Consider the following 24538-nt stretch of genomic DNA (forward strand, 5'->3'; position numbering starts at 1 on the left):
GTAGCCAACCGGCGGGTCTCAGCTCTGCGCGCTGAGCAGAGTGGCCAGGCGTTCTTCCAGCTCCGCGTGCGGGAGAGGCGGGCAGAGCTGGAAGCCCTGGGCCCGGTCGCAGCCCATCGTGCGGAGCGCGGCCACCTGTTCCGCGTTTTCGGTGGCCTCCGCGACGACCTCCAGGCCGAGCGCGTGACCGGCGTCGACAAGCGCGGCGACAAGCGCGCGGGCCGAGATGTCGGCGTGGACGCCGGCGGTGAGCGAGCCATGGATCTTGAAGGCGGACACCGGCAGGCGGCGCAGGACGTTGAGCGCGGCATCGCCGACTCCGAAGTCGTCGACAGTGAGCGAGACGCCCAGCGCGCGCAGGTCGTTGAGACGGGCGTGCAGCTGGTCGTCAGCGGGCAGCAGCGCGGTCTCGGTGACCTCGAGCGTGAGGCGGCTCGCGGGCAGGCCGGTGTCGTGCAGGACCCGGCGGACGGACGCGACCAGGTCGGGCTGGGCCAACTGGCGTTTCGAGACGTTGATCGCGACACCGCACGGGAAGTGGCGGGCGTCGCGGCACGCCCTCCGCAGCACCCATTCGCCGAGCTGGGTGATCGCGCCGGTCTCGTCCGCGAGGTCGATGAAGTCCTCAGGCATCAGCAGGCCGTGCGTGGGGTGGTCCCAGCGGACCAGCGCCTCGATGCGGGTGATCCGGCCGTCCGCGAGCGCGAACTCCGGCTGGTAGTGCAGCACCATCCGGCCGGTCTCGATCGCCCGGCGCAGGCCCGCGTCCCGGGTGCTGCCGTCCAGCTCCGGCGCGTAGACCGCGTACCGGCCGCGGCCCGCGCGTTTCGCTGTGTACATGGCCACGTCCGCCTGGTGCAGCAGCGTGTCGCCGTCCGCGGTGGGTGTGTTCCGGAACGCGACGCCGATGCTTGCCTCCACGCCGAGCAGGTGTGCACCGAAGAGCACCGGCAGGCGCAGCGCCTCAAGGATGCGTTGCGCGGTCGTCTCGGCCGCGGCCTGGTCCGGCAGGTCCTCCAGGATCACCGCGAACTCGTCACCGCCCAGCCGGCCGACCGTGTCCTTGCGGCGCACGCAGGACAGTAGTGCGGCGCCGACCGCGACCAGGACCGCGTCACCGGCCTCGTGGCCGTAGCCGTCGTTGATCGGCTTGAACCGGTCGAGGTCGATGAGCAGCACTGCCGTACGCCGGTGCGCGCGGATCGGCTGGGCGGTCACCGCGGCCAGCCGGTCGTTGACCAGCGACCGGTTGGCCAGCCCGGTCAGCGGGTCGGTGACGGCCAGCTCCTGGTTCTCCTTGAGCGCGTAGACCTGCCGCAGCAGCACCAGCCCGGTAAGCGCGATCGAGCCGACCACCATGCCACCGAACGGGTACGCGCCCTCCGCACCGGCCACCACGCCGAGCAGCCCGTAGGCGACCACGATCGCGCCGTAGGGGATCAGGTGCGCGCCGACCAGCCGCCGTTCCTTGCGGATCTGCAGGTTCTCCGCCCAGCGGTACTGCCGGTCCGCGGCAAGCACCAGCAGCAGGCAGCCGGCCAGCCAGAACATGTCCGGCCAGTCGCCGCCGGTGAACCCGCCGTGCAGCTGGATGTAGACGTAGCTGATGTCCGCGATCACGAACATGACGATCGCGCACGCCAGCACCGTGGCCGGGCCCTGCACGGACCGGGTCGCGCGGCGCAGCGCCACAGTGCTCACCGCCAGCACGAGTACCAGGTCGCCGACCGGGAACGCCACTGTCAGCAGCTTGGTGCCGAGGCTTGAATCGTTCGCGGCGATCACCGGGCCGAGCACCAGGTACCAGAAGACCATGAACGTGCCGGCGCCGACGGTGAGCACGTCAAGCGTCAACCGGATGTGGTCGCGCTGCCTCCGGTTCGCGCCGGGCAGCGTCAGCAGGCCGGCGAACATCACCGGGACGAACGCGAGGAACCAGTAGTCGGCGAACGCGGGGTACACGTCCCGGTGCAGGACTGTCTCCTCGATCAGCCACGACGTGTGCGCCACCAGCTGGCAGGCGAATCCGGCGGTGATCACCCACCAGGCGCGCCGGACCGCCCGGTCGAGCCGCCGGTAACACGCGGCCCGCGCCGCAAGTGCGGTGAACGCCAGCGCCAGCGGTACGTAGACGATGTCCGTGACGACAGTGCGGGTCCACTCCGAGCCCCAGCCGGCCGCGTACCAGACGAAGTAGGCGCCGACCAGCACGATCGAGGTGTTGGTGACCGCGGACCCCCAGTCACGCGTGTCACGTCCCTCGGCCCGGGCCTCCACCAACTGCCCATCGGCGTGCTTTGGACTCAGCTGAGACTTATGGGGAAGTCCGCGGGGGCCGGTGGGCGCTGCCAGTCGACCGGGTCCAGGCCGCGCTTCAGGCCGGCCGGGGCGAACCGCAGCACGCCGTACCGGAACGTGGCCGGCACCTCGACGTAGACGCCGTGCGGGATGATGCCGCTGCTCAGATCCACCGCGATCCGGTCCGAGTCGGCCACGTGCACGTCGCCCTCCGGGGTCGTCACGGAGAACGTGCGCGACGGGTCGAGCGTCAGCTCCTCCCGCGGCTCACCGCCGGAGACCCGGAGCCGTTTGATCGCCAGCCAGGCGCGCCCGTCCCGTGCCCAGCCGAGGCCGGGCGCCCACGGCTCCAGCGAGTACCCGTCCGCGAGCGCCTGGAACCGCACTGTCTCGCCGGTGGGGTAGGCGCCGTTCCCGGCGTACCGGAGGCCCTGGTCCTGCAGCGGGCGCGGGTACTCGCCGCGCGCGTCGTCGATCCTGGCGCCCGCGCGGACGTCGATGCTCTGGGTGACGCCGTCGTCGGTCAGCTGCAGCAGCACCGGCGCGTCGTGCGGCACGCTGACAATTACCGCGTCCGCGTACGCCTGCGGGTCCATCGAGCCGGTCAGCGGCACGGTGAGCGTGGTCCGCACGCCGCCGGCCAGCACCGAGATGGTCGCCCACTCCACGTCCCGGTCGCTGTTGCGCCACTGGCGCCCGCCGAGCGACAGCGACGCCCAGACCAGCTCGTGGCCGTCGTCCGCGCGCACCTCGTCCGGCAGACCCCACCGCTGAGCGGTGAGCCGGTCGACCCGCGTCACCACGCCGGTCTCCCGGACGTGCAGCAGCGCATGCCCGCCGACGAGCCCCGCGCCACGCGCCTCCCGTCCACCGGGCAGTTGTGCGACGCTCGCGGAGTGGAGCACGTGCACGGTGCCGGCGGGCAGTGTGGCGGCCGGATTACGGCTCACCACCCCACAGGCTGAGGTCGTGGCGGTCAGGATGAGCAGTGGCACCAGGGCGGTGAGCGAAGATCGACCCATGTCTTCACTGTCCTATATGGAAGGCCGGAGGCGATACGCCTTCCCGGATGGCGCTGATCAAGGTTGACGCGATCACGGTATGCGCTCCCGGCGTGCGCCTACGGACATTCGGCGCAGACCCCGCGAAGATCACCCAGGCGAGCGGCTGCGCCGTACCCGTTCGGGTCGCGGCCGGACGCCTCTGCCGGCCTGTCCGCCGAGCGTGGCGCTGCCGAGGGCGGTCATCATGGTGCGGCGTCGGGTGGCGCGGTGGCGGATCGGTGGACCTCCGGGCGGTTGCATAGATCATGAGAACCACCAAACCCTATCAAAAGCGGATATTCCCACTCTCGTCGTGGTCGCGTGCCGTTTGCTCCCGCGGGCATCGGCCCCGCGTCGCAAGACCTTTCGAATCGCTGCCCGCATCGATTATCATCTACCGGTCCCGCGTCACGGAACGTCAGATAGTTTTCACTTAACGTGATTCACGTTCATTCGCAGGGACCTTTGGGAAGTGGAATTCCCGGCAGCGTGGAACGCCCTGTAGGCGGGCCCGTCCGGGCGTTCACCGGTCCGGGAGGTGGCTGATTCACGAATCCGGGCGTGGCTCGGCACGCGATCAGGGTGGTTGTTGCGTGGTTACTCCCGCTCGCGGCTGCGGAGGCCGTGGGTGGGCGTCCACCACTCGACGACGAGGAGCGTGGCCTCGGGGTTGAGGTGGGTGTGCGTGACCGAGGTGATGGTGGCGCGGAACAGCTCGCCGGGCGGCCCGCCGACGATCGGCCCCGCGGGCAGCGCAAGCCCGGACACCTTCGCCTCACCCGGCCAGTCCGCCTCCGCACCCTCGACCGGATCCACAGTGGCGCTGTGCAGCGAGAAGCGGGGATCCCGGTGCAGATCCGCCCCCTTGCGCGCGTGCGTCATCGACCCGAACGTCAGCTCGCCCCCGTCGAACGACGCCTCGATCCCGGAGATCCGCGGCCCACCGTCCGCCCGCAGCGTCGCGATCGTCTTGTGCTTGTGCGCGTCGAACAGCCCCCGCACCCGCGCCGCGAACTCCGGCGCCGCCTCCTCCACGTCCCGCCAGGTCGTCATGCGGCCCATGCTGTCACGGCTGCTCGGTGACCGGCGCGAGGGAGAGGGCTTCCGCGCCGCGCACCGCCTGGACCGCGCCTCGACATGGGGTACGACAGAACCCGACAGTATCCGCGCGCGGGGCCGCCGGCTCCTCCTTGAAACAGAAGGGAGAGCCGGATGACCAGCGAGAGCCACCTGGGCCCGGACGAGGTCCAGCTGAGGACGTTCACCGAAGCGCCGCCCGCCACCACCAGCCGGCTGATCGACTTCGAGTCGGCCGACGTGATCATGCTGAAGACGTTCCCGCCGCAGTACGTTCTGCGGGTCAAGGGCACCAAGCCGTGGGCGAACATGACGGTCGGCCTGGTGCCGCTTGTGTACGTGCGCCAGCCCGAGTACTGGGAGATCGAGGTCGTCGGCACGCTTGCTGGCGTGGGCCTGCCGGTGGAGACGCCGTACGAGGTGTCGCTGCCGGTCACGAGTACGCTCGGCACCGTCGGCGTCGAGGTGGTCGGCGCCACCACACGGGAGCGGATCGACGTGCTCGACAACCCCGGCAGTGCGCTGCCGATCGAGGCGGAGTGGACGGCGTTCGTCAACCGTCAGCCGCCCGGCCCGTTCACGCTGCGGGTCGCCGGCCGCCTGCAGATGCCGACGCCCGGCTACACGGTGACGCTGACGCGTACCTCGCCGCAGGGCTTCAACCCGCGCGACCTGCTGCTGGACCTGGAGGTTGTGCCGCCGGCCGGCATTGTCGCGCAGGTGGTCACGGAGGTTGAGGTCACCTACAAGGAGCGGACCGAGGCCGGCTTCGACACCGTCACGATCCTGCCGGGTGGCCCGAGCATCAAGGTGGAAGAGGTCAGCTGAGGCCGGGCCGCGACGGACGTCCTCTCAGGCACCGTCCCGCGCGAGACCTCGATCGCGCGGGACGGGCCGCCACCAGCGTTGCGCCGCCGTCGCCAGCACGGCGGTGGTCAGCAGTGCCACGGCCGCGCCGGCGAACGCGGCGGCCGGCCCGGCGTTGTCGATGAGCGGGCCGGCGATCGCCATCCCGCCCGCGTTGCCCGCGGTGATGCCTGTGGAGAGCCAGCCCTGGGCCTCGCTGCGCCGGTCCGCGGCCGTGAACGTGTCGACGAGCGACTGCTGGATGATCAGGCTGGGCGCGATTGTCAGCCCGGTCAGGGTGAGCAGTGGCAGCAGCACGAGCAGCGGCGGGTGGCCGGTGGCCGAGATCAGCAGCGCGATCAGCCCGGTGCCGAGGCCGTAGCCGGCGATTGTCAGCGGCAGCCGGTGGCGGGGCTGCCCGGGCCAGCGCCGTGCGCCGTAGACAAGTCCGCCGGCCGCGCTGCCGCTGGCGACGAACGCGAACAAAACGCCGAGCATCCCGGTCGACTCGAAGATGCGTTCCGCGGTCGCGGTGAGCCCCACGTCGAAGTGACCGAATCCGATCGCCACGCCGGCGGCGGTGAGCACTGTCAGCAGCACGCCGGGCGCGCGCAGCGGGGACCTGCCGCGCCGGGAGGAGGTGGAGGCGTCGGACCGCCAGGATATGGCGGCATAGGTCCGGACGTATCCGATCGCGCCGCCGGTCATCAGCCCGGCTGTGACAAGCAGCGGCAGCGCGGGCGGGCCGGTCAGCAGCAGTGTCAGCAGCAGCGGGCCGGCCACGAAGATGGTCTCCACGGCCGCGGCGTCCATCGCCCACGCCGACTCCCGGCGCGACTCGTCCGGGATCACCGCGGACCAGGCCACCCGCATCGCCGGGTTCAGCGGCGGGAACATGATGCCGACAAGAGCGGCCATCGCGACCAGCACCGCGTCCGGCGCGCCCTGCACGGCGAGCAGCGTCAGCGCCACCAGGAACGCGGACGACGCGACCGCGGTCCCGGCCACCACGCGCGGCTGTCCGAACCGGTCCAGCATCGACGCCCACACAGGCGTTCCCGCGGCCGTGGCCAGGGCGAACGCGCCGGTGACAAGGCCGGCGGTGGAGTACTCGCCACGGATCTCCTCGACCAGCACGACCAGGCCGAGCGGCACCATCGCGAACGGCAGGCGGGCGATCACGGCGAGCGCGAAGGGCGTGCGGACACGCGGGTCACGCAGCAGGTCTCTGTAGGGTCCGAGCACCCGGACACGCTACCCATACACGCCGGAAACATGGGATGACTTTTGTTACATGGCAGGCGGGAAATGATGGGTGTCAGATGATGGTGTACCGCCCCTGAGGAAAGGCATCGCATGTCCGAGACCCTGCTGTCCGCCACGCCGTCCGGTTCGTACGCGATCGGCGGCGACCTGCCCGTCACCCGGCTCGGCTACGGGACGATGCAGCTCACCGGCCCTGGCGTCTGGGGTGACCCGGCCGACCCGGACGAGGCGCTGCGCGTGCTCCGCCGTACCGTCGATCTCGGCATCACGCTTATCGACACCGCGGATGCGTACGGCCCGTACACGGCAGACCTGCTGCTGAAGAAGGCGATTCACCCGTACCGTGACAATCTGGTCATTGCCACCAAGGTCGGCTTCACCCGCCAGGGCCCGAACATCTGGACCCCGGTCGGCCGCCCCGAGTACCTGCGCCAGCAGACCGAGCTGAACCTGCGCCACCTCGGCCTGGAGCGCATCCCGCTGCTCCAGCTGCACCGCATCGACGCGAAGGTTCCGCTCGAGGACCAGATCGGCGAGCTGGACGCACTCCGCACGGAGGGCAAGATCCAGCACATCGGCCTGTCCGAGGTGACGGTCGCGCAGATCGAGGCCGCGCGCGCGATCGCGCCGATCGTCGCCGTGCAGAACCGCTACAACGTGGCGGATCGCGCCGCCGAGGACGTCCTCGAATACGCGGAGGCGAACGACATCGCGTTCATCCCGTGGCACCCGCTGGCGACCGGCCGTCTCGCGCGCGCCGGCGGCCCGCTTGAGGCGCCGGCGAAGCGTCTCGGCGCCACGCCGTCCCAGGTCGCGCTGGCCTGGCTGCTCCGCCGCTCCCCGGTGATCCTCCCGATCCCCGGCACGTCCTCAGTCAAGCACCTTGAGCAGAACGTCTCCGCCGCCCAGATCACCCTCTCCGACGACGACTTCGAAACCCTGTCAGCGGCATAAACCTTTCGCGGGTACGACGTGAGGCCCGGCCGGTGCGGCCGGGCCTCGCCGCGTTCCTGGGGTCCGGCTTCGTGGTGCGTCTGCGCCGGCTGGTGAGGGTGCGCAGGCGCGCCTGCTTGAGCGGGCGCGGCTGTGGGGTCACTCTGGCCGCTTGGTGAGCCGCCACCAGCGCCGTTTCTCCTTCTTTACCGGCGCGTCCGGCAGGGCCGACCGGGATGAGCGCTTCGTCGCCTCGACGCTCAGGAGCAGTGCCAGGATATCCATGATCTCCTCCGTTAACGTTCCCGTGAACGATCACGTTAACGTTAACGGGAAGGCGCGGCCGGCGTCCAGTGGCTTTTCCGGTGGGCCGGATACGATGCGACGATCGTGAGCGAACAGCAGCAGCCGCCCCGGCGCGTCACCCTCAAGGACGTAGCCAGACTGGCCGGCGTCTCCCACCAGACCGTGTCCCGGGCGATCAACGACAAGGGCGAGATCGACCCTGAGACCCGCCGCCGCGTGCTCGACGCGGCCCGCGATCTGAACTACCGGCCGTCCCGCTTCGGCCGTGGCCTGGTCCGCCCCGGCGCCACCACGCTCGGCCTGATCGTCTCCGACGTGATGAACCCGTTCTTCCCCGAGCTGATCGCCGGCGTGATCGAGGCCGCGGAAGAGCGCGGCTGGCAGGTCCTGATCAGCAGCACCCAGGACGACGAGACCCGCGAGCCGGACCTGATCCGCACGCTCGGAGCCCAGGTGGACGTGATCGTCGGCTACCTCAGCTCGCCGGACGCCACGCTCGTCACCGCGCTGGAGGGATTGCCGCTCGTGGTGATGGGCCGCCCGGTGCGCGAGCCCGCGTTCGGCGTTGTCGAGGCGGACATGGCGGCCGGCGTGCAGGCCGCAGTCGCACACCTGGCATCCCGCGGCCACCGAGTGATCGGCATGATCGACTGCACCGGCGGGACCGATCATGATCGGCGACCACCGTTCCTGGCCGCCGCGGCCGCGCACGGGCTGACCGTTCCGGACGGCGCGATCGTCGACGCGGTGCAGGCGGTCGAGTCGGGAGAGGACGCCTTCACCCGCCTGCGCGCCGCCCGGCCGGAGGTGACCGCGGTGTTCACCTTCAACGACCTGCTCGCGCTCGGCGCCTACCGGGCCGCCCGCCGCCTGGGCGTGACGATCCCGGGGGACTGTGCGGTGGTCGGCTTTGACGGACTGCCGATCGGGGAGCTGATAGATCCACCGCTGACCAGCGTCAGCCTGGACAAGCGGCGGATGGGGGCGGTGGCGGTCGCGGAGGCCGCACGCCTGCTGGCCGGCGAACCGCCCGGCCGGACCGTACTGCCGGTCGAACTTGTGGTCCGCGGCAGCGCGTAACGACCGCCGCTACTCGGGCCCTTGATGGAGCGGCCGACGGACCGATCCGGACGTTTCGGGAGGACCGTGATCGAGGTCTGCGTGCGCACGGTTCTCTCGTGCGCACAGTTTCTCGGGCGGACGGTTCCCTCGGGCACACGGTTTTCTCGGGCATGCGGTTTGTCGGGCGCACGGTTTCACGGGCGCACGGATTCACAGGCGCACGGTTTTCTCGGGCACCTGTGACACTTCGCGACGCGCGGACCGGCGGGTGTACCAGCCGGCCATCCCGGAAACGAGCGCTATGCCGGTTTCGGCCGATCAGGGGGCCTTTCTAGGGTTAGCCTCGCGTGGAAGCAACGGCCGATCACGGGGGTGTCGAAGTGCCGATGCGCGGATGGATTCTGCCCGCCCTGACCGTCGCAACGCTGAGCGCCGGTGGCGTGGGCGTCGCGGTGACCGACCGGACCGACCCGTCGGTGCAGCAACTGGAGCTTGCCGCCGCCCGGGACGGTGGCACGGTTACGCTGCCGCCGCGTACGGTCCGCCCGTTCAGCTTGATCGGCATCACCTGGCCCGACGCGGCGCAGTCGATCGCTGGCTCGGCGTCGGTGCGCACCCGAACGGACAACGTCTGGAGTGGATGGACGCCGCTCGACCTGGAGCAGCAACACGGTCCCGACGACGCACCCGCGGCCCGTGGCGGCACCGATCCGCTGTGGATCGGCCGAGCGGACGGTGTGGAGGTTCGCATCCGCTCGCTCGGCCGCGCACCGCTCCCGCCGGCGCTGCGCTTGGAACTGGTCAATCCGGATGTCTCAGACCGTGATGCGGCTGGGAGCCAGTCCACCGCGTCCGCTCCCAACTCTGCCACCGTGTCCGCTCGGACCTCTGTCGGCGGCTCTGCCCGCACCGAGGCGACCGCCTACCCGACGGCGCCGCCCGTAACCGCCGCACCTGCAGCGGCCGCTGTTCTCCCGACACCATTGGTGGGCGCGCCGGCACTTGTCGACCGTGCCGCCTGGAAGGCCGACGAGTCAATCGTCGATCCGGGATTCGCCTACACCGGCGCGCCCAAGGTGATGTTCGTGCACCACACCGCCGGCACGAACAACTACACCTGCGCCCAGTCACCCGCGATCATCCGGAGCATCCACATCTACCATACCAAGAGTCGCAAATGGGGCGACATTGGCTACAACTTCCTTGTGGACAAGTGCGGGACCGTCTACGAAGGACGTGCCGGCGGTGCCGAACTCCCCGTGTACGGCATCCACACGCTCGGCTTCAACGACGACTCGGTCGGCGTCGTCGTGCTCGGCACCTACACCTCGAAGGGCGCCTCCGCCGCTGCGCTCCGTTCGCTGGCCCACATCGCCGCCTGGAAACTCGGGGCGGAGGCCGCGGACGTCAGTGGCCAGGTCATCCTGAAATCCCATGCCAAGAATCGCTACAACATCGGCAACACGGTCATCTTCGCCCGCATCTCCGCCCACCGCGACGGTGTGTTGACCGAGTGCCCCGGCACCGCTCTCTACAACCAGCTCCCGTCGATCCGGCAACAGGCCGCCGCCCTGGTCAAGAAGGCAATGACCAAGCCCTGAGTCCTGGCCTTCCCGCTCCCGGGGTGGCTCGGGCCTTGCGGGTCCGCGACTGTGCGGCCCACACACTGGGCGCGCTGGACTGTTCGGGAAGGTGGTAACCGAGGTGTGCATCCGAGTCGACGGTGACTCTTGAGGATTCGCGGTAAGGGTGAGCGCGCGTCAGGGTTCTATATGCCGAAATTTCGGGCACGGAGTGCCCGAACCCGCGCCCCTGACCGCGAACCTCAGTAGGTGCAAGAGGGCCGCCTCGGCGACAGACCTCGACCTCTCGCAGGCTTCGCCGGTGCTCCGCTTCCACCCGCCTTCGCGCCGTGCTCGCCGCGATGTCGTGACTCGCCACGGCCCCGCGATGGCGTGACTTGCCGCGGTCCCGCGATGGCGTGACTTGCCGCGGCCCCGCGGCCTCGCGACTTGCCTGGCGGGTCTGGCGGGCCTGGCGGCCCTGCGGCTCGACTCGGCCCTGCGGCTCGCACAACCTCGCAACTCGGCGCGGCCGTGCGTGCCCGGCGTGCCCCTCGTGGAGTCCACGCGACCCGCGGGGCGCGGCGTCCTGTCGAGGACCTGCTTCGCAGCGTGACGGGTCGCGCAGTGGTGGGTGCCGAGCCGCAGAACGACGACGTCGAGGTGATCTTGCCCGTGTCGCTGGTCACTGTTGTCCGCGGGGCGGCCGGGCGACGTTTGGTGATCGTCGAGTCCGGCTCCGGCACCCGCGCGGGCCCTCACCTGCGGCGGAAGCGATCTTGCGTGATGGGGCGGCCGGCGACGGCGGAAGCGGGGCGGTGTTTGGGTGGCCGGGCAACAAACAAGGGCGGGTTTGTGGCATCAGGGGGCGGGGAAAGGGGGCGTGATTCTGGGCGCGGGGTCCCGGATTGTGGAGCGAGCACAGGATGTGGATCACGGCACGGCCGCAGGTTGATCACTTTACGTGAGTTCAAGTGCGCTGATTCGTACCGTTATATCTTGATTTTTGGGGATTTAGCGAGTGACGGTGAGGGCTATAGCACACGTCGACTACCGAATTGTTACCACCGTCGGTCGTGCGGGATCTTGCGAAACGTGTTCGCCTTAAAATAAGTTCTTCCCCGCAACAAATGCACGTCAGCTGATGTAGATCATCCTCCCGGAGGCAACCATGACGGTCGTGAAGCGGCACGGGGATTCCCGTCCGTGCACCGTACGGTCCAGGGCCGCGGAGCCCAGGCCATGAGCAGTGCCCCGGTTCTGCTGGAGATGCGCGGGATCACCAAGGAGTTCCCTGGTGTGAAAGCGCTCTCTGACGTTTCGCTGCGTGTCCGCGCCGGCGAGATCCATGCGATCTGTGGTGAGAACGGCGCCGGCAAGTCGACCCTGATGAAGGTGCTCAGCGGCGTCTACCCGTACGGAAGCTACGACGGGCAGATCGTCTACCAGGGTTCCGAGGTCCGGTTCGGTGACATCCGGGCCAGCGAGAACGCCGGCATCGTGATCATCCACCAGGAACTCGCGCTGATCCCGCTCATGTCGATCACCGAGAACATCTTCCTGGGCAACGAGCCGAAGAAGAACGGCGCGATCGACTGGACCGCGGCCCAGCTCAAGGCGATGGACCTGATGGCCCGGGTCGGCCTCGAGGAGGACCCGGACACGCTCGTCAAGGACCTCGGCGTCGGCAAGCAGCAGCTCATCGAGATCGCCAAGGCGTTCGCGAAGGACGTCAAGCTGCTCATCCTCGACGAGCCGACCGCGGCGCTGAACGAGAACGACTCCCAGCACCTGCTGGACCTGCTCCGCGGCTTCCGGGAGCGCGGCATCACCTCGATCATCATCTCGCACAAGCTCAACGAGATCGAGGCGATCGCGGACTCCATCACGATCATCCGGGACGGCAAGACCGTCGAGACGCTTGACGTGAAGGCGGACGGCGTCGACGAGGACCGGATCGTGCGCGCCATGGTCGGCCGCGAGCTGACCAACCGCTACCCGGACCACACGCCGAAGATCGGCGAGGTCTTCTTCGAGGTCCGCGACTGGACCGTCAGGCACCCGATCTCCGCGGACCGCCTGGTCGCCAAGCACTCGAACTTCACTGTGCGGCGCGGCGAGATCGTCGGATTCGCCGGCCTGATGGGCGCCGGTCGCACGGAGCTGGCGATGAGCATCTTCGGCCGCTCCTACGGCGTCTACGAGGGCGGTGAGATCTTCAAGGACGGCAAGCGGATCGAGATCAAGACGGTCTCGGACGCGATCGACCAGGGCCTCGCCTACGTCAGCGAGGACCGTAAGGCGGTCGGGCTCAACCTGCTTGACGACATCAAGACGTCCACCGTCGCGGCCAAGCTGTCGAAGATCACCAAGCTCTTCAAGCTTGACGAGGTCGCCGAGTACGAGGCGGCCGAGGGCTACCGCAAGAGCCTGCGGATCAAGACGCCCACCGTCGACGAGGGCGTCAACAAGCTCTCCGGCGGCAACCAGCAGAAGGTCGTCCTGGCGAAGTGGATGTTCACCGACCCGGACCTGCTGATCCTCGACGAGCCCACCCGCGGCATCGACGTGGGCGCGAAGTACGAGATCTACGGCATCATCCAGCAGCTCGCCGACCAGGGTAAGGGCGTGATCGTCATCTCCTCGGAGCTGCCTGAGCTGCTCGGCCTCTGTGACCGCATCTACACCGTCTTCGAGGGCGCCATCACGGGTGTCATCGAGCGGGCCGACGCGACCCAGGAAAACCTCATGAAGCAGATGACCTCCAACAAGAAGATGCAGACGCGATGAGCCGAATCAAGGATCTTCAGAAAAACCTCTTCGGGGGTACGACAAGCAACGCACGCCAGTTCGGCATGATCTTCGCCCTGGTGGCGATCGTGCTGTTCTTCCAGGTCTGGACCGAGGGCCTGACGCTCAGTTCCGGCAACCTGATCGCGGTCGTCAGCCAGTACTCCTACATCCTGATCCTGGCCATCGGCATGCTGATGGTGATCGTGGCCGGCCACATCGACCTCTCGGTCGGCTCGGTCGCCGCGTTCACCGGCATCGTGGTCGCGAAGCTGATGCAGGACCAGCAGATCCACTGGTTCCTGGCGCTGCTCCTCGGCCTGGGCGTCGGTGCGCTGGTCGGCGCGTGGCAGGGCTTCTGGGTCGCCTACGTCGGCGTACCCGCGTTCATCGTCACGCTGGCCGGCATGCTGATCTTCCGCGGCGCCAACCAGTGGGTCGGCAAGTCGCAGTCGATCGCGGTGCCGGAGGGCTTCCAGGACATCGGTGGCGGCTTCCTTCCCGACGTCGGCCCGAACACGAACTTCAACAATCCGACGCTGCTGCTGGGCTTCCTGATTTGCGTCGTGGTGATCGTCCGCGAGTGGCAGCAGCGCCGTACCCGTAACCGGATGCACGCGGACCCGGCCCCGCTCTGGGTCGCCGCCATCCGCGTCGGCGTGCTGATCGCTGTCATCCTGTTCGCCACGTTCCGGTTCGCCGGCGGCCGGGTGGGCACCAGCTTCCCGATCTCCGGCATCATCCTCGGCGTCCTGGTCGTGGTGTACTCGTTCTACACCCGCAACACCGCGGCCGGCCGGCACATCTACGCGGTCGGCGGCAACTCCCGCGCCGCCGAGCTGTCCGGCGTGAAGCTCAAGCGGGTCAACTTCATGGTCATGATGAACATGGGCGTGCTTGCCGCGCTTGCCGGCATGATCTTCGTGGCCCGGTCCCGGGCCTCCGGCCCGCAGGACGGCCTCAGCTGGGAGCTGGACGCGATCGCGGCCGTCTTCATCGGCGGCGCCGCGGTCTCCGGCGGTCTCGGCACGGTCTCCGGTTCCATCGTCGGCGGCCTGGTGATGGCCATCCTCAACAACGGCCTGATCCTCAAGGGCATCGGCGCCGACCTGGTCCAGATGATCAAGGGCGTGGTGCTGCTGCTCGCGGTCGCGCTCGACGTCTACAACAAGAGCCAGGGCCGATTCTCGATCATCGGCTCGATCACCAAGGGATTCCGTGGCAGTGGTCCCTCTACACCGGCCGCGACCGGCCCGGTGCAGAAGGAACAGACCCCGGTGGCCGGCTGACCGCCGTCCACCTCTACGCGGGGCGGGCAGGTCCGCTCGCCCCGTACCAACACCATAAGAAGGGCACCTCCCACCATGCGTAAGTACCTCGCCAGAAGCGTCGCGATCAGCGCGGCCGCTCTGCTGGCTTTGACCGTCACCGCGTGCGGCTCCGAGCGTGAGGGCGGGACGCCGTCCGGCGGCAGCAGCGGCGGCGCGTCCGGCGGCTTCCCCGCCGACTCGCTGATCGGTGTGGCGCTGCCGTCCAAGACCTCGGAGAACTGGGTCCTCGCCGGTGACCTGTTCACCAAGGGCCTGGCGGACGCCGGTTTCAAGGCCGACGTGCAGTACGCCGGCGCCTCCACCACCGTGGCGGACCAGCAGAACCAGATCACCGCCATGACGACCAAGCAGGCCAAGGTCATCATCATCGGCGCGACCGACGCCGCGCAGCTCTCCGCCCAGGTGGACGCCGCGCACGCCGCCGGCGCCGTGGTCATCGCCTACGACCGCCTGATCAAGGGCACCGCGAACGTCGACTACTACGTCGCGTTCGACAACTTCAAGGTCGGCGAGCTGCAGGGCCAGGCGCTGCTCGAGGGCATGAAGGCCAAGAAGCCGACCGGCCCGTACACGGTCGAGCTGTTCTCCGGCTCGCCGGACGACAACAACGCCGGTGTCTTCTTCGACGGCGCGATGAGCGTGCTCAAGCCGGAGATCGACAAGGGCAACGTGGTCGTCGGCTCCGGCCAGGCCGCGGTCAACCAGACCGCGATCGAGGGCTGGAAGGCCGAGGGCGCGCAGCGTCGCATGGACGCGCTGCTCACCTCGACCTACAACGGCACCAAGACGCTTGACGGCGTCCTGTCCCCGAACGACACGCTGGCCCGCGCGATCATCACCTCGGTGAAGAGCGCCGGCAAGCCGATCCCGGTCGTGACCGGCCAGGACTCCGAGGTTGAGTCGGTCAAGTCGATCATGGCGGGCGAGCAGTACTCGACGATCAACAAGGACACCCGCAACCTGGTCAAGGCGTCGATCGACATGGCCAAGGCGCTGCAGGCCGGCACCACGCCGCAGGTGAACGACACCAAGTCGTACAACAACGGCGTCAAGGTCGTCCCGTCCTACCTGCTCCCGCCGGTCATCGTGACCAAGGCGAACGCGGCCGAGGCGTACGCCAACGACCCGACGCTCTCCGCGCTCACCAAGTAATCCACCTCATGTGAAGGCCCCCGGGAGATCCTCCCGGGGGCCTTTTCGCGGGCTCAGGACAGCCCGGCCGCCTTGGCCGCCAGCTCGTAGGAGCGGACCCGCGCCTCCGGGTCGTAGATCACCGTCATCAGCATCAGCTCGTCCGCGCCGGTAAGCGCCGTGAGCTCCTCGAACCGCCGGCCGGCCGTCTCCACGGTGCCGCGGACCTGCGCCGCGCTGTGCTCCGCGATCATCGGCCGCAGGTCTTCCGGGAGCTCCATCGTTGCGGCCTGCTCCGGTGCGTGCAGTGCGGACTCGCCGCGGCCCGCGACCAGCGCGACCTTCGCCAGGTCCATCGGCCGGCTCAGGAACGCCACCTCCTCCTCGGTCTCGGCCACTGCCGTTTCGACGGCGACCATCACGTACGGCCGGTCCGCCCACTGCGACGGCGTGAACAGCTCCCGGTACCGCTGCGCGGCCGCGACCGTGTTGTGCGGCCGGATGTGATGCGCCAGCGCGATCGGCACGCCAAGCCGCGCGGCGAACTCCGCCCCGTTCGGGCTGGACGACAGCAGCCACGGCGCGGGCCCGCCGAGGCCCAGACGCTGTCCCGCGATCAGCCGCACATCGGTCTTGTCGGAGACGTAGTCGAACAGCGCCTCCACGTCCGCCTGGTACTCCGCGTCAGTGGCCGGCTCGCCACCGCGTCGCAGCGCCCGCGCGATCGACTGGTCGTGCGTCCCCGGCCCCCGGCCCACTCCGAGGTCGATGCGGCCCGGGTAGAGCGTGGCAAGCGTGGCGAACTGCTCCGCGAGCGCGAGCGGCGCGTGGTTCGGCGCGAGCACCCCGCCGGACCCGAGCCGGATCCGCCGGGTCTGCGCCGCGAAGTGTGCGATGAGCACCGACGGCACCACGCTCGACGCGAACGGCGAACCGTGGTGCTCCGCGAACCAGACCCGCTTGTATCCCAGCTCATCGACGCGCCGCACCGTGCGCGCCGTGGCCTCCAGCGCCTCGGCGCCGGTGCGCCCGTTCTCGGTTCCCGCCACTTCAAGTGCGGACAGCGTTATATCCATACTTATCACCCTAGTCAGGGTGATCTACAGGAGATTGACGGCGGAATCAGCCCCGTGGTCTTCGGTCTGGGCGGGACCACCGCGGCGCCGGTGCCCGCGGGAGCGTGCGGGCCGGACCGCCGCGGAAGTGGGCAGATGTTATTGCCATGCTTTTGCAATTAGCGCATGATGATCCCAGCGGGCGCCACGGGAGAGGCGAGCGTGAGGGGGTGTCCCGGCATCGCGATGATCCACGCGCCGGGACATTCCCCTTCACACGTGCCGGTCCGTCACACACGCCCTAGCGGGCACCCGGAGCGACGAGGCGGCGTTCCCAGGCCCAGGCCGCAATCTCCACCCGGTTCCTGGCGCCGAGCTTGGCCTGGACGCTGCTGAGATGCGTCTTGACGGTGCCGACCGAGATGAAGAGCTGGGCGGCGATCTCCGCGTTCGTGCGGCCCTGGGCGGCCAGCCGGACCACGTCGAGTTCGCGTGGGGACAGGTCGCCGAGGTCCTGGCGGACCGGCGCGGGCGGGGTCAGGTGCTCAAGCAGCCGGACCGTGATGGACGGGCTGATCAGCGCGTCACCGGTCGCGGCCGCACGCACCGCCTCGATCAGCAGCGCCGGGCCGGAGTCCTTGAGCAGGAAGCCGCAGGCGCCGTTGCGCAGCGCGGCATGCACGTACTCGTCCAGGTCGAAGGTGGTCACCACGACCACGTTGACCGGGTTCGCGACGCCCTGACCGGCCAGCCGGCGCAGCGCCTCCAGGCCGTCCATCCGCGGCATGCGGATGTCCATCAGCGCCACGTCCGGCCGCAGGCGGGTGGCGAGCTCGACGGCCTCCACGCCGTCAGCGGCCTCGCCGACCAGCTCCATGTCCGGCTGCGCGCCGATGATCATGCCGAAACCGGTGCGGACCATCGCCTGGTCGTCCGCGACAAGCACCCGGATCGTCACTGTCTCTCCTCACCCGCCGCGATCGGGAGCGCCGCGTCGACGACCCATCCTCCGTTGATGCCCGGCCCGGCGCGCAGCCACCCGCCGACCGACGCTACGCGCTCGCCCAGACCGTCAAGGCCGTAACCCTTCCGGTCGGTGGCGCGCAGCGGCGCCGCGCCGTCGTTTGTCACACGCACGAACAACCACTCGGGGGTACGCCGCAGCTGCACGTCCGCCCGGCTCGGCTCCACCGCGTGCCGGCGCACGTTTGTAAGCGCCTCCATCACCACGCGGTACGCGGACGTGCTCACGTCCACCGGCAGATCGTCGAGCGGGCCCTCCACGAACAGCCGTGCCTTGGCGCCGCCGGCCGCGGTGTACTGGTCAAGCAGCGGCTTCAGGTCCGCCACCCCGGCCAGCGGCGCGAGCGGGGCGGCCGCGTCACCGCTGCGCAGCACGCCGACCATCCGGCGCATCGCGGCCATCGTCTCCGCGCCCGCGTGCTCGATCTGGTCGAGTGCGGTGATCACCCGCTGCGGGTCCTGCTCCGCGATGAACCGCGCGCCCTGTGCCTGCACCACGATGCCGGTCACGTGGTGGGCGATGAAGTCGTGCAGGTCCCTGGCGAACTCGGCGCGCTGCTCGGCCCGGACCGTGGCGATCTGCCGCTCCCGTTGCCCTTCGCTGAACCGGTTCCAGATGCCGATCGCGGCGATGCTCGCGGCCAGGATCACCAGCAGCAGGCCGATGGTGAACATGTCGATGCCGCTGTTGGCACGTTGTGGCTGCAGCACGATCGCCAGCAGCAGCGCGCCCGCGGCGACCCAGCCGAGCCGCTCGTGGCCGAACCGGGCCACCATGAACAGCACGACGATCAAGCCGAGCAGTTCGGCGTAGCCGATGGCGCCGCCGCGCGTGCCGCCGCTGCCGCTCGCCAGCACGGTCACCGTGATGGAGAAGAAGCTGAGCAGGATCGCGTAGACGACCAGGCGGATCGAGCCGCGTCGCCGGCGAGGGATCCAGATCGCCACCGCCGCGATCGAGAGGATCAGCGAGAGCGGCCACAGCATCTCACCGCCGCCGTAGGAGGCCTCGACCGTGAGGATCAGATCGAGCAACGAGAGGAGCACGGTCAGTAGGAGGACGCCGGTCTTACGGACGCCCATTCTTCGTTTCGTCATCGCCCGCCCAGCGTAGTGCGGGTCCGGGGCGGGCCGGGTCTGCCGTTCGACAGGCTGTGGTCTCTGACTTTCGGCCGAGTCCGGGACGCCGTTCTCCGGTCCACGGGCGGATGTGAGGGATGCCCGGTTTCGACAGGCTGGGCCCATCGCTTTTCCATTACCGAGAGGACACCGACGATGATGCTCGCCTGCGAGGCCCGCGACCTGGTCAAGGTCTATGGCCGCGGCGACACCGCCGTGCGCGCGCTGGATGGTGTCTCGGTCGGCTTCGGCCGCGCCGAGTTCACCGCGATCATGGGCCCGTCCGGCTCCGGCAAGTCGACGCTGATGCACTGCCTCGCCGGGCTCGACCGTGCCACAAGCGGCTCCGTCCTCCTCGGTGACGTCGACCTGAGCCGCCAGAACGACCGCGTGCTGACGAAGGTGCGCCGCGAGCGGATCGGGTTCGTCTTCCAGGCGTTCAACCTGCTGCCGCAGCTGACCGCGGCGCAGAACATCACGCTCCCGCTCGACCTGTCCGGCAAGAGCGCGGACCCGGCGCTGTTCGCCAGGCTCGTCGACGTGCTCGGCCTGCGCGACCGGCTCAAGCACCGGCCGAGCGAGCTGTCCGGCGGCCAGCAGCAGCGCGTCGCACTGGCCCGCGCGCTGGTCTCCCGGCCGGAAGCGGTCTTCGCGGACGAACCGACAGGCAACCTGGACTCGCGTACCGGCGCGGAGGTGCTGTCGTTCCTGCGCAACGCGGTCCGCGAGTACGGGCAGACCGTCGTCATGGTCACCCACGACCCGATCGCCGCGTCCTACGCCGACCGCGTGGTCATGCTCGCCGACGGCCGCATCTCCGGCCAGCTCACCAACCCCACCCGTGAGTCCGTCGCCGAGGCCCTGAACCAGCTGGCTGGCGCCCGATGAGCGTCCTGCGCACCCAGCTCGCCGGCATCTCACGGCGGCCGGCCCGGTTGCTGCTCACCGGCCTGGCGCTGATCGTGGCCGCGACGGTCGTCTTCGGCACCGTGCTCGCCCAGCGGATCACCACCCAGACCATTCTCAACACCTTCAGCGGTACGTCCGCGGCCGCGGACGTCGTGGTCGGCGCGCAGACCGGTGGCTCGCCCGAGGCGCTGGCGACCGTGCTGAAGACGCCAGGCGTCGACTCCGCGATCTCCAGGGTTACCGCCTACTACGAGGCGCCGACGTCCGGCGGGTGGATGGAGATCACCGCCGACCCCGGGGCCGGGCCGCTCTCCGACGTGAAGACGATCTCCGGGACGTTCCCAACGGCGGCGAACCAGATCGCTGTCACGCCGCGCACCGCCGAGCGGATGGGTCTCACGGTCGGCGGCACGGTCTCGGTACGCGGCGGCTCCGAGTCGCCGAACCACACGCTCACCGTCACCGGCATCGTCGAGCCGGCCAAGGGCGAGGGCTGGTCCGGCACCGGCTACACCACAACCGAGTTCGTGAACGCGCTCGTCGCGGCGGACGGCCCGGCGTACACGCCGTACATGCCGCGGATCGAGGTCCACCTGCAGTCCGGCGCCGACCCGGCCGCGGTCGCGCAGCAGCTCGGTCAGACGCTCCCGAAGATCCAGGACGTGAACGACGAGAACAACAAGGTCTCGATTGACGTGGCGCTCGGCCCGGAGCTGCGCCGGCAGGAGGCGCTCGACGCCGCCGCCTCGCTCAACGAGGTCTTCTTCCTGATCGGCATCTTCGTCGCGATCGCGGCCGCCGCGGCCGCGCTGGTCGCCACGTCGACGTTCCGGATCGTGTTCGCCCAGCGGATGCGGCAACTCGCGCTGCTGCGGGCGGTCGGCGCCGGACGCGGGCCGCTAACCCGGGCGCTGATCATCGAGGGTGCGCTCACCGGCATGGTCGCGGGCGCGGCCGGCGTGCTCGTCGCCTACCTGCTCGGCCTCGCCGCCGCCCCGGCCGCCCGGGTGTTCCTGGACACCGACCTCGCGTCGCCCGGACTGCCGCTGCTGCCCGCGATCCTGGTCGTGGCCGGCACCACGATCATCGCGATCATCGCGGTGCTCTCGCCCGCGATCTCCGCGTCCCGGGTCTCGCCGCTTGAGGCGCTGCGCTCCGCCGCGGTCACCGGCGCCTCCTCGACGCTCGGCCCGGTCCGCTGGGTCTTCGGCCTGCTCATCACGGCCGGCTCGGTGGCGCTGCTCGCGGTCGCGGTCCTCAACCTGCCCGAGCCGAACACGCCGAACACCACAGGCGAGCTGGTCATGCTGGCCACGGTCGCCGGCGGCACGCTCGGGTTCTTCGCGCTCGTCGTGCTCGGCCCGGCCGTGCTGCGGCCGGTGCTCTGGCTTGTCGGCCTGCCGCTGCGCGCGCTCGGCCCGACCGGGCGGCTCGCGGTCGGCGGCGTCGGCGGCGCCCCGAAGCGCGCCGCGTCGGTGAGCGTCGTGGTCGCGCTCGCGGTCACGCTCATCGCCGCCGCTGTCGTCGCGCTCTCCACCGCCCGCGTCGAGATGGACCAGCAGCTCGCGCTGATGGCCCCGGCCGACCTGCAGGTCGCGGCCGAGACCGGCACCACGCTTCCGGCAGGTGCGCTCGAGGCGGCCAAGGCCAGCCCGGAGCTGAAGAATGTGCTCCCGTACCGGCTGGTCGAGGCGGACGTCCCGATCAAGCCGGGCGGCAACATGTACGTCGCGCCCGGCGAGGAGGCCCCGGACAAGACCACGGCCAAGGTCTCGGACCTGTCCCTGGGCTCGCTGAGCACCATCGACGACATCCAGATCACCGAGGGCAGCCTGGACCAGGTCGGCCCCGGCAAGGTCGTCGCGGTCGACTACCTCGGCGGCGACATGGGCAGCGACTACGGCCTCGGCTACGGCGACCAGACCACGCTCACCCACGAGGGCAAGAAGATCACGGTCACCGTCGTCGCCACCGTCTCCGGCCTGCCCGGCGACGCGTGGGTGCTGCTCGACCCGGCCGACATGACCGCGCTCGGCGCCGCCCCGGCGCCGACCGGCCTGCTCGCGGACGCTGCCGGTGACCGCACGGCCGCGCTCAATGCCGCACGGGCTCTGGTGCCCGGCGGCGGCGTGCAACTGCTCGCCGACCAGCGTGACGACTTCGCCGAGCAGCTGCTGCTCCTGACGATCGTGGCGTTCGGCCTGGTCGGCATGACAGTGTCGGTTGCGGTCGTCGGTGTCGGCACCACCACCGCGCTCTCCGTGGTCGAGCGCCTCCGCGAGGCCGGCCTGCTCCGTGCGGTCGGCATGTCCCGCGGCCGGCTCCGGGCGACGCTGCTGCTGGAGGCCTCGCTCTACGGCGTGGTCGGCTCGCTGCTCGGGCTGGCGCTTGCCATCCCGTTCGCGTCGCTGATGCTCTCCGCGATCGGCCTCAACGGCCCGCTGGCGCTGCCCTGGGGCCAGCTCGCACTTGTCATCGTGGTCCTCGGCCTGCTGACCGCCGCGTCGGGCGTCCTCCCCGCCCGCCGCGCCTCCCGCGTCAGCCCCACCGCCGCGCTCGCGATGGACTGACCGCGGTCACCGGAAGCGGGGCCCGGCGGTGCGCCGGGCCCCGCTTCCTGCATGCTCCCGGACGACGATCAACTGTGGGTTACCGGCTCCGGCGCGGTGACCTGATGGCGGCGGGTGGGCAGCAGCAGCGTCGGGTGCCCGAGGCTCCAGGCCGCGCCCGCCGCGATCATCTCCTTGATGCGGGCGGCCGGGCGGCCCAGGACCGCGGTCGGCTTCGGGCGGTCGTCCGCGGTGACGAGCTGGATGATGCCGTCGTGGCGGCCGAGGCTGATGCACTGGGTGTAGTAGCGGATCGGGCTCTCCGGCACCGGCCGGCCGGTCAGGCGCGCGGCGATCGCATCCGCGGCCTGCCAGGCCATCGGAATGCCTGATGCGCAGGACATCCGCAGCGTGGTGTCGTTCGGCCCGGCCGCGAGCGCGGCGTCGCCGACCGCGTACACGTCCGGGTGGGAGACCGAGCGCATGGTGGCGTCCACGATGATCTGGCCGTTCGGCGCGACCTCCAGCCCGCTTGCGGCCGCGAGCGGGTGCACCGCGAAGCCGGCGGTCCACACCGTCACCGCGGCCTCGATGCGCCGCCCGTCCGGCAGTAGCGCGCCGGACTCGTCCACGCCGGTGATCGACACTCCGGAGTGGACTGTCACGCCGAGCCGCTTGAGCACGGCGTGCAGGTGCCGTTGCGCGCGGGCACCGAGACGGCCGCCGACCTCGTCCCGGCTCGCGATCGCGACGCGCAGGCCCGGCCAGGACTCGGCGATCTCGGTGACGGCCTCGATCGCGGTCAGGCCGCCGCCCACGACAAGCACTGACGCGCCGGGGGAGAGGGCCGCCAGCCGGGACCGCAACCGCAGCGCGGCCGGGCGGCTGCCGACGTGGTCTACGTGTGCGCCAGGCGTCGCGACAGTGCTGCCGAGCGCGTAGACGAGCGTGTCGTAGGGCAGGTCGCCCGCGTCGGTGGTGACGACCCGGCGGGCGGCGTCGACCTCGGTGACCCTGGCCGCCCGCAGCGTCACGTGCGTACCCGCGAACACGTCCCGCAACGGCCGGGGCGGCAGCTCCTGACCGGCGGCGAGCTGGTGCAGGCGTACCCGCTCGATGAAGTCCGGGTCCCTGTTGACGAGCGTGATCTCGGTGTCTGCGGCCTGCAGGCGGCGGGCCAGGCGGCCGGCCGTGTGGACGCCGGAGTAGCCGGCGCCGAGGACGACGATGCGGTGCTTCATGGTGAGCTCCCGTCTCGGTGATGCGGTCGCTACCTGAACCGGGCAGCGAGGCGATCCCTGACAGGAGTCGGCTGTGGTCCGGGTCACCCGGCCCAGGCGCGGGCGATGCGCGCGAGCTTGGCCGGGTTCGCCTGGTTGTGCAGCGCCGCGATCCCGTCCGGCGTCACCTGAAGCGAGATGACGCCGGCCATGCTCCCGTCGCCGTTGACGGCAAGCACCGCGGGGCCGCCGTTGACGACCGCGGCGTGAAGCGTGAGGTTCTCGTCGTACAGCCGGCGGGACGAGGGCTTGAGGAGCCCGCGCACGAAGCGGGCGATCGCGAGCGCGCCGACGATCGGCGTGGTGCGGGCCGGAACCTGGCCGCCGCCGTCCGCGATGCTCACCGCGTCGCCGCTCAGCAACCGGAGCAGCGGCTCGATCTCGCCACTGCGCGCGGCCCTGAGGAAGTTCGCCGCGATCTCCTCGGCCGCGGCGGGGGAGGTCTCCACCCGCACCCGGGCCGTGGCCAGGTGCTGCCGGGCGCGGTGGTGGATCTGCTGACAGTTCGACTCGGTGAGGTCGAGCATCCGGGCGATCTCGCCGTGCGGGTAGCCGAACGCCTCGCGCAGCACGTAGACCACACGCTCGTTCGGGGAGAGCCGTTCCATCAGCGTGAGCATCGCGATCGACACGGACTCGCGCTGCTCCGCGGTCTCGGCCGGGCCGAGCATCGGGTCCCCGGCGAGCAGCGGCTCGGGCAGCCACTGGCCGACGTACGTCTCACGCCGTACCCGCGCGGAGCTGAGCTGGTTGAGGCACACGTGGGTGAGCGCGGTGGTCAGCCAGGCCTCCGGCGTCTCGATGCGCTCCCGGTCCGCCGCCTGCCACCGCAGGAACGTGTCCTGCACCGCGTCCTCCGCGTCGCCGGCCCCGCCCAGCATCCGGTACGCGATCGCCTCCAGGCGTCCCCGGCAGCGCTCGAACAGATCCACCTCGTGCGAACTGAGCGTCATCGCGG

At 70.3% G+C, this 24538-nt stretch carries 19 protein-coding genes; 9 read left to right on the forward strand and 10 right to left on the reverse strand.

Annotated elements, in window-relative coordinates:
* Positions 1–18: 18 nt before the first annotated feature.
* From ACIA8K_RS18390 to ACIA8K_RS18400, 3 genes are all read right to left on the reverse strand, one after another.
* On the reverse strand, positions 19–2277 hold the full coding sequence (locus tag ACIA8K_RS18390; RefSeq protein ID WP_396060766.1) for a putative bifunctional diguanylate cyclase/phosphodiesterase: 2259 nt from the start codon (positions 2275–2277) through the stop codon (positions 19–21).
* A gap of 26 nt (positions 2278–2303) precedes the next feature.
* Positions 2304–3320 carry a hypothetical protein gene (locus ACIA8K_RS18395; protein WP_396060300.1) on the reverse strand — a complete coding sequence of 339 codons (1017 nt, stop codon included), beginning with the start codon at positions 3318–3320 and terminating at the stop codon, positions 2304–2306.
* A 618-nt stretch (positions 3321–3938) separates the two neighbouring features.
* Positions 3939–4394, reverse strand: coding sequence for a pyridoxamine 5'-phosphate oxidase family protein (locus ACIA8K_RS18400; protein ID WP_396060302.1), 456 nt, complete (start codon positions 4392–4394; stop codon positions 3939–3941).
* A gap of 159 nt (positions 4395–4553) precedes the next feature.
* Here ACIA8K_RS18400 and ACIA8K_RS18405 point away from each other — a divergent pair, with 159 nt between their 5' ends.
* Complete coding sequence (locus ACIA8K_RS18405) at positions 4554–5246, forward strand: hypothetical protein (protein ID WP_396060305.1); 693 nt, start codon at positions 4554–4556, stop codon at positions 5244–5246.
* Positions 5247–5270: 24 nt separating this feature from the next.
* Here ACIA8K_RS18405 and ACIA8K_RS18410 read toward each other — a convergent pair whose 3' ends face one another.
* Positions 5271–6509: an MFS transporter gene (locus ACIA8K_RS18410; RefSeq protein ID WP_396060307.1), complete on the reverse strand. Its 1239-nt coding sequence runs from the start codon at positions 6507–6509 to the stop codon at positions 5271–5273.
* A 111-nt stretch (positions 6510–6620) separates the two neighbouring features.
* Here ACIA8K_RS18410 and ACIA8K_RS18415 point away from each other — a divergent pair, with 111 nt between their 5' ends.
* A complete protein-coding gene (locus ACIA8K_RS18415; RefSeq protein WP_396060310.1) occupies positions 6621–7484 on the forward strand; it encodes an aldo/keto reductase in 864 nt (287 codons plus the stop codon).
* A gap of 138 nt (positions 7485–7622) precedes the next feature.
* Here ACIA8K_RS18415 and ACIA8K_RS18420 read toward each other — a convergent pair whose 3' ends face one another.
* Entirely contained in the window at positions 7623–7748 is a 126-nt protein-coding gene (locus ACIA8K_RS18420) for a hypothetical protein (protein WP_396060312.1), read from the reverse strand.
* Positions 7749–7853: 105 nt separating this feature from the next.
* Here ACIA8K_RS18420 and ACIA8K_RS18425 point away from each other — a divergent pair, with 105 nt between their 5' ends.
* From ACIA8K_RS18425 to ACIA8K_RS18445, 5 genes are all read left to right on the forward strand, one after another.
* Positions 7854–8849, forward strand: a complete 996-nt coding sequence (locus ACIA8K_RS18425; protein ID WP_396060313.1) for a LacI family DNA-binding transcriptional regulator — start codon at positions 7854–7856, stop codon at positions 8847–8849.
* 329 nt (positions 8850–9178) lie between these two features.
* Positions 9179–10432 (forward strand): N-acetylmuramoyl-L-alanine amidase, encoded by a 1254-nt coding sequence (locus ACIA8K_RS18430; RefSeq protein ID WP_396060315.1) that lies wholly within the window; start codon positions 9179–9181, stop codon positions 10430–10432.
* A gap of 1203 nt (positions 10433–11635) precedes the next feature.
* On the forward strand, positions 11636–13183 hold the full coding sequence (mmsA, locus tag ACIA8K_RS18435) for a multiple monosaccharide ABC transporter ATP-binding protein (RefSeq protein WP_396060318.1): 1548 nt from the start codon (positions 11636–11638) through the stop codon (positions 13181–13183).
* The gene (mmsB, locus tag ACIA8K_RS18440) at positions 13180–14472 is read left to right on the forward strand and encodes a multiple monosaccharide ABC transporter permease (protein ID WP_396060321.1); all 1293 of its coding nucleotides are present in this window, start codon (positions 13180–13182) and stop codon (positions 14470–14472) included. The genes mmsA and mmsB overlap by 4 nt, the downstream gene beginning before the upstream one ends.
* A 75-nt stretch (positions 14473–14547) precedes the next feature.
* A complete protein-coding gene (locus tag ACIA8K_RS18445) occupies positions 14548–15666 on the forward strand; it encodes a substrate-binding domain-containing protein (RefSeq protein ID WP_396060323.1) in 1119 nt (372 codons plus the stop codon).
* A 53-nt stretch (positions 15667–15719) separates the two neighbouring features.
* Here ACIA8K_RS18445 and ACIA8K_RS18450 read toward each other — a convergent pair whose 3' ends face one another.
* The 3 genes from ACIA8K_RS18450 to ACIA8K_RS18460 form a co-directional block, all read right to left on the reverse strand.
* Entirely contained in the window at positions 15720–16721 is a 1002-nt protein-coding gene (locus ACIA8K_RS18450) for an MsnO8 family LLM class oxidoreductase (RefSeq protein WP_396060326.1), read from the reverse strand.
* 280 nt (positions 16722–17001) lie between these two features.
* The gene (locus tag ACIA8K_RS18455) at positions 17002–17658 is read right to left on the reverse strand and encodes a response regulator (RefSeq protein ID WP_396060329.1); all 657 of its coding nucleotides are present in this window, start codon (positions 17656–17658) and stop codon (positions 17002–17004) included.
* Positions 17655–18821 (reverse strand): sensor histidine kinase, encoded by a 1167-nt coding sequence (locus ACIA8K_RS18460; RefSeq protein WP_396060332.1) that lies wholly within the window; start codon positions 18819–18821, stop codon positions 17655–17657. Before ACIA8K_RS18460 ends, ACIA8K_RS18455 begins: the two co-directional genes overlap by 4 nt.
* A 177-nt stretch (positions 18822–18998) precedes the next feature.
* On the opposite strand from ACIA8K_RS18460, the gene ACIA8K_RS18465 reads away from it, so the two are divergent.
* Positions 18999–19730, forward strand: coding sequence for an ABC transporter ATP-binding protein (locus ACIA8K_RS18465; protein ID WP_396060334.1), 732 nt, complete (start codon positions 18999–19001; stop codon positions 19728–19730).
* Complete coding sequence (locus ACIA8K_RS18470; protein WP_396060336.1) at positions 19727–22321, forward strand: FtsX-like permease family protein; 2595 nt, start codon at positions 19727–19729, stop codon at positions 22319–22321. Before ACIA8K_RS18465 ends, ACIA8K_RS18470 begins: the two co-directional genes overlap by 4 nt.
* 68 nt (positions 22322–22389) lie before the next feature.
* Here ACIA8K_RS18470 and ACIA8K_RS18475 read toward each other — a convergent pair whose 3' ends face one another.
* A complete protein-coding gene (locus ACIA8K_RS18475; protein WP_396060339.1) occupies positions 22390–23541 on the reverse strand; it encodes an NAD(P)/FAD-dependent oxidoreductase in 1152 nt (383 codons plus the stop codon).
* An 83-nt stretch (positions 23542–23624) separates the two neighbouring features.
* Positions 23625–24533 (reverse strand): RNA polymerase sigma factor SigJ, encoded by a 909-nt coding sequence (gene sigJ / locus ACIA8K_RS18480; RefSeq protein ID WP_396060341.1) that lies wholly within the window; start codon positions 24531–24533, stop codon positions 23625–23627.
* Positions 24534–24538: the final 5 nt, after the last annotated feature.

This window comes from Catenuloplanes sp. NPDC051500 (assembly GCF_044454585.1).
Classification (GTDB): Bacteria; Actinomycetota; Actinomycetes; order Mycobacteriales; family Micromonosporaceae; genus Catenuloplanes.

Excerpts from the sequence above, each read along its gene's own strand:
- ACIA8K_RS18395 (WP_396060300.1), bottom strand. The coding sequence starts at position 3,320 with ATGGGTCGATCTTCGCTCACCGCCCTGGTGCCACTGCTCATCCTGACC.
- ACIA8K_RS18400 (WP_396060302.1), bottom strand. The coding sequence starts at position 4,394 with ATGACGACCTGGCGGGACGTGGAGGAGGCGGCGCCGGAGTTCGCGGCG.
- ACIA8K_RS18405 (WP_396060305.1), top strand. The coding sequence starts at position 4,554 with ATGACCAGCGAGAGCCACCTGGGCCCGGACGAGGTCCAGCTGAGGACG.
- ACIA8K_RS18415 (WP_396060310.1), top strand. The coding sequence starts at position 6,621 with ATGTCCGAGACCCTGCTGTCCGCCACGCCGTCCGGTTCGTACGCGATC.
- ACIA8K_RS18420 (WP_396060312.1), bottom strand. The coding sequence starts at position 7,748 with ATGGATATCCTGGCACTGCTCCTGAGCGTCGAGGCGACGAAGCGCTCA.
- mmsA (WP_396060318.1), top strand. The coding sequence starts at position 11,636 with ATGAGCAGTGCCCCGGTTCTGCTGGAGATGCGCGGGATCACCAAGGAG.
- mmsB (WP_396060321.1), top strand. The coding sequence starts at position 13,180 with ATGAGCCGAATCAAGGATCTTCAGAAAAACCTCTTCGGGGGTACGACA.
- ACIA8K_RS18445 (WP_396060323.1), top strand. The coding sequence starts at position 14,548 with ATGCGTAAGTACCTCGCCAGAAGCGTCGCGATCAGCGCGGCCGCTCTG.
- ACIA8K_RS18450 (WP_396060326.1), bottom strand. The coding sequence starts at position 16,721 with ATGGATATAACGCTGTCCGCACTTGAAGTGGCGGGAACCGAGAACGGG.
- ACIA8K_RS18460 (WP_396060332.1), bottom strand. The coding sequence starts at position 18,821 with ATGACGAAACGAAGAATGGGCGTCCGTAAGACCGGCGTCCTCCTACTG.
- ACIA8K_RS18465 (WP_396060334.1), top strand. The coding sequence starts at position 18,999 with ATGATGCTCGCCTGCGAGGCCCGCGACCTGGTCAAGGTCTATGGCCGC.
- ACIA8K_RS18470 (WP_396060336.1), top strand. The coding sequence starts at position 19,727 with ATGAGCGTCCTGCGCACCCAGCTCGCCGGCATCTCACGGCGGCCGGCC.
- ACIA8K_RS18475 (WP_396060339.1), bottom strand. The coding sequence starts at position 23,541 with ATGAAGCACCGCATCGTCGTCCTCGGCGCCGGCTACTCCGGCGTCCAC.
- sigJ (WP_396060341.1), bottom strand. The coding sequence starts at position 24,533 with ATGACGCTCAGTTCGCACGAGGTGGATCTGTTCGAGCGCTGCCGGGGA.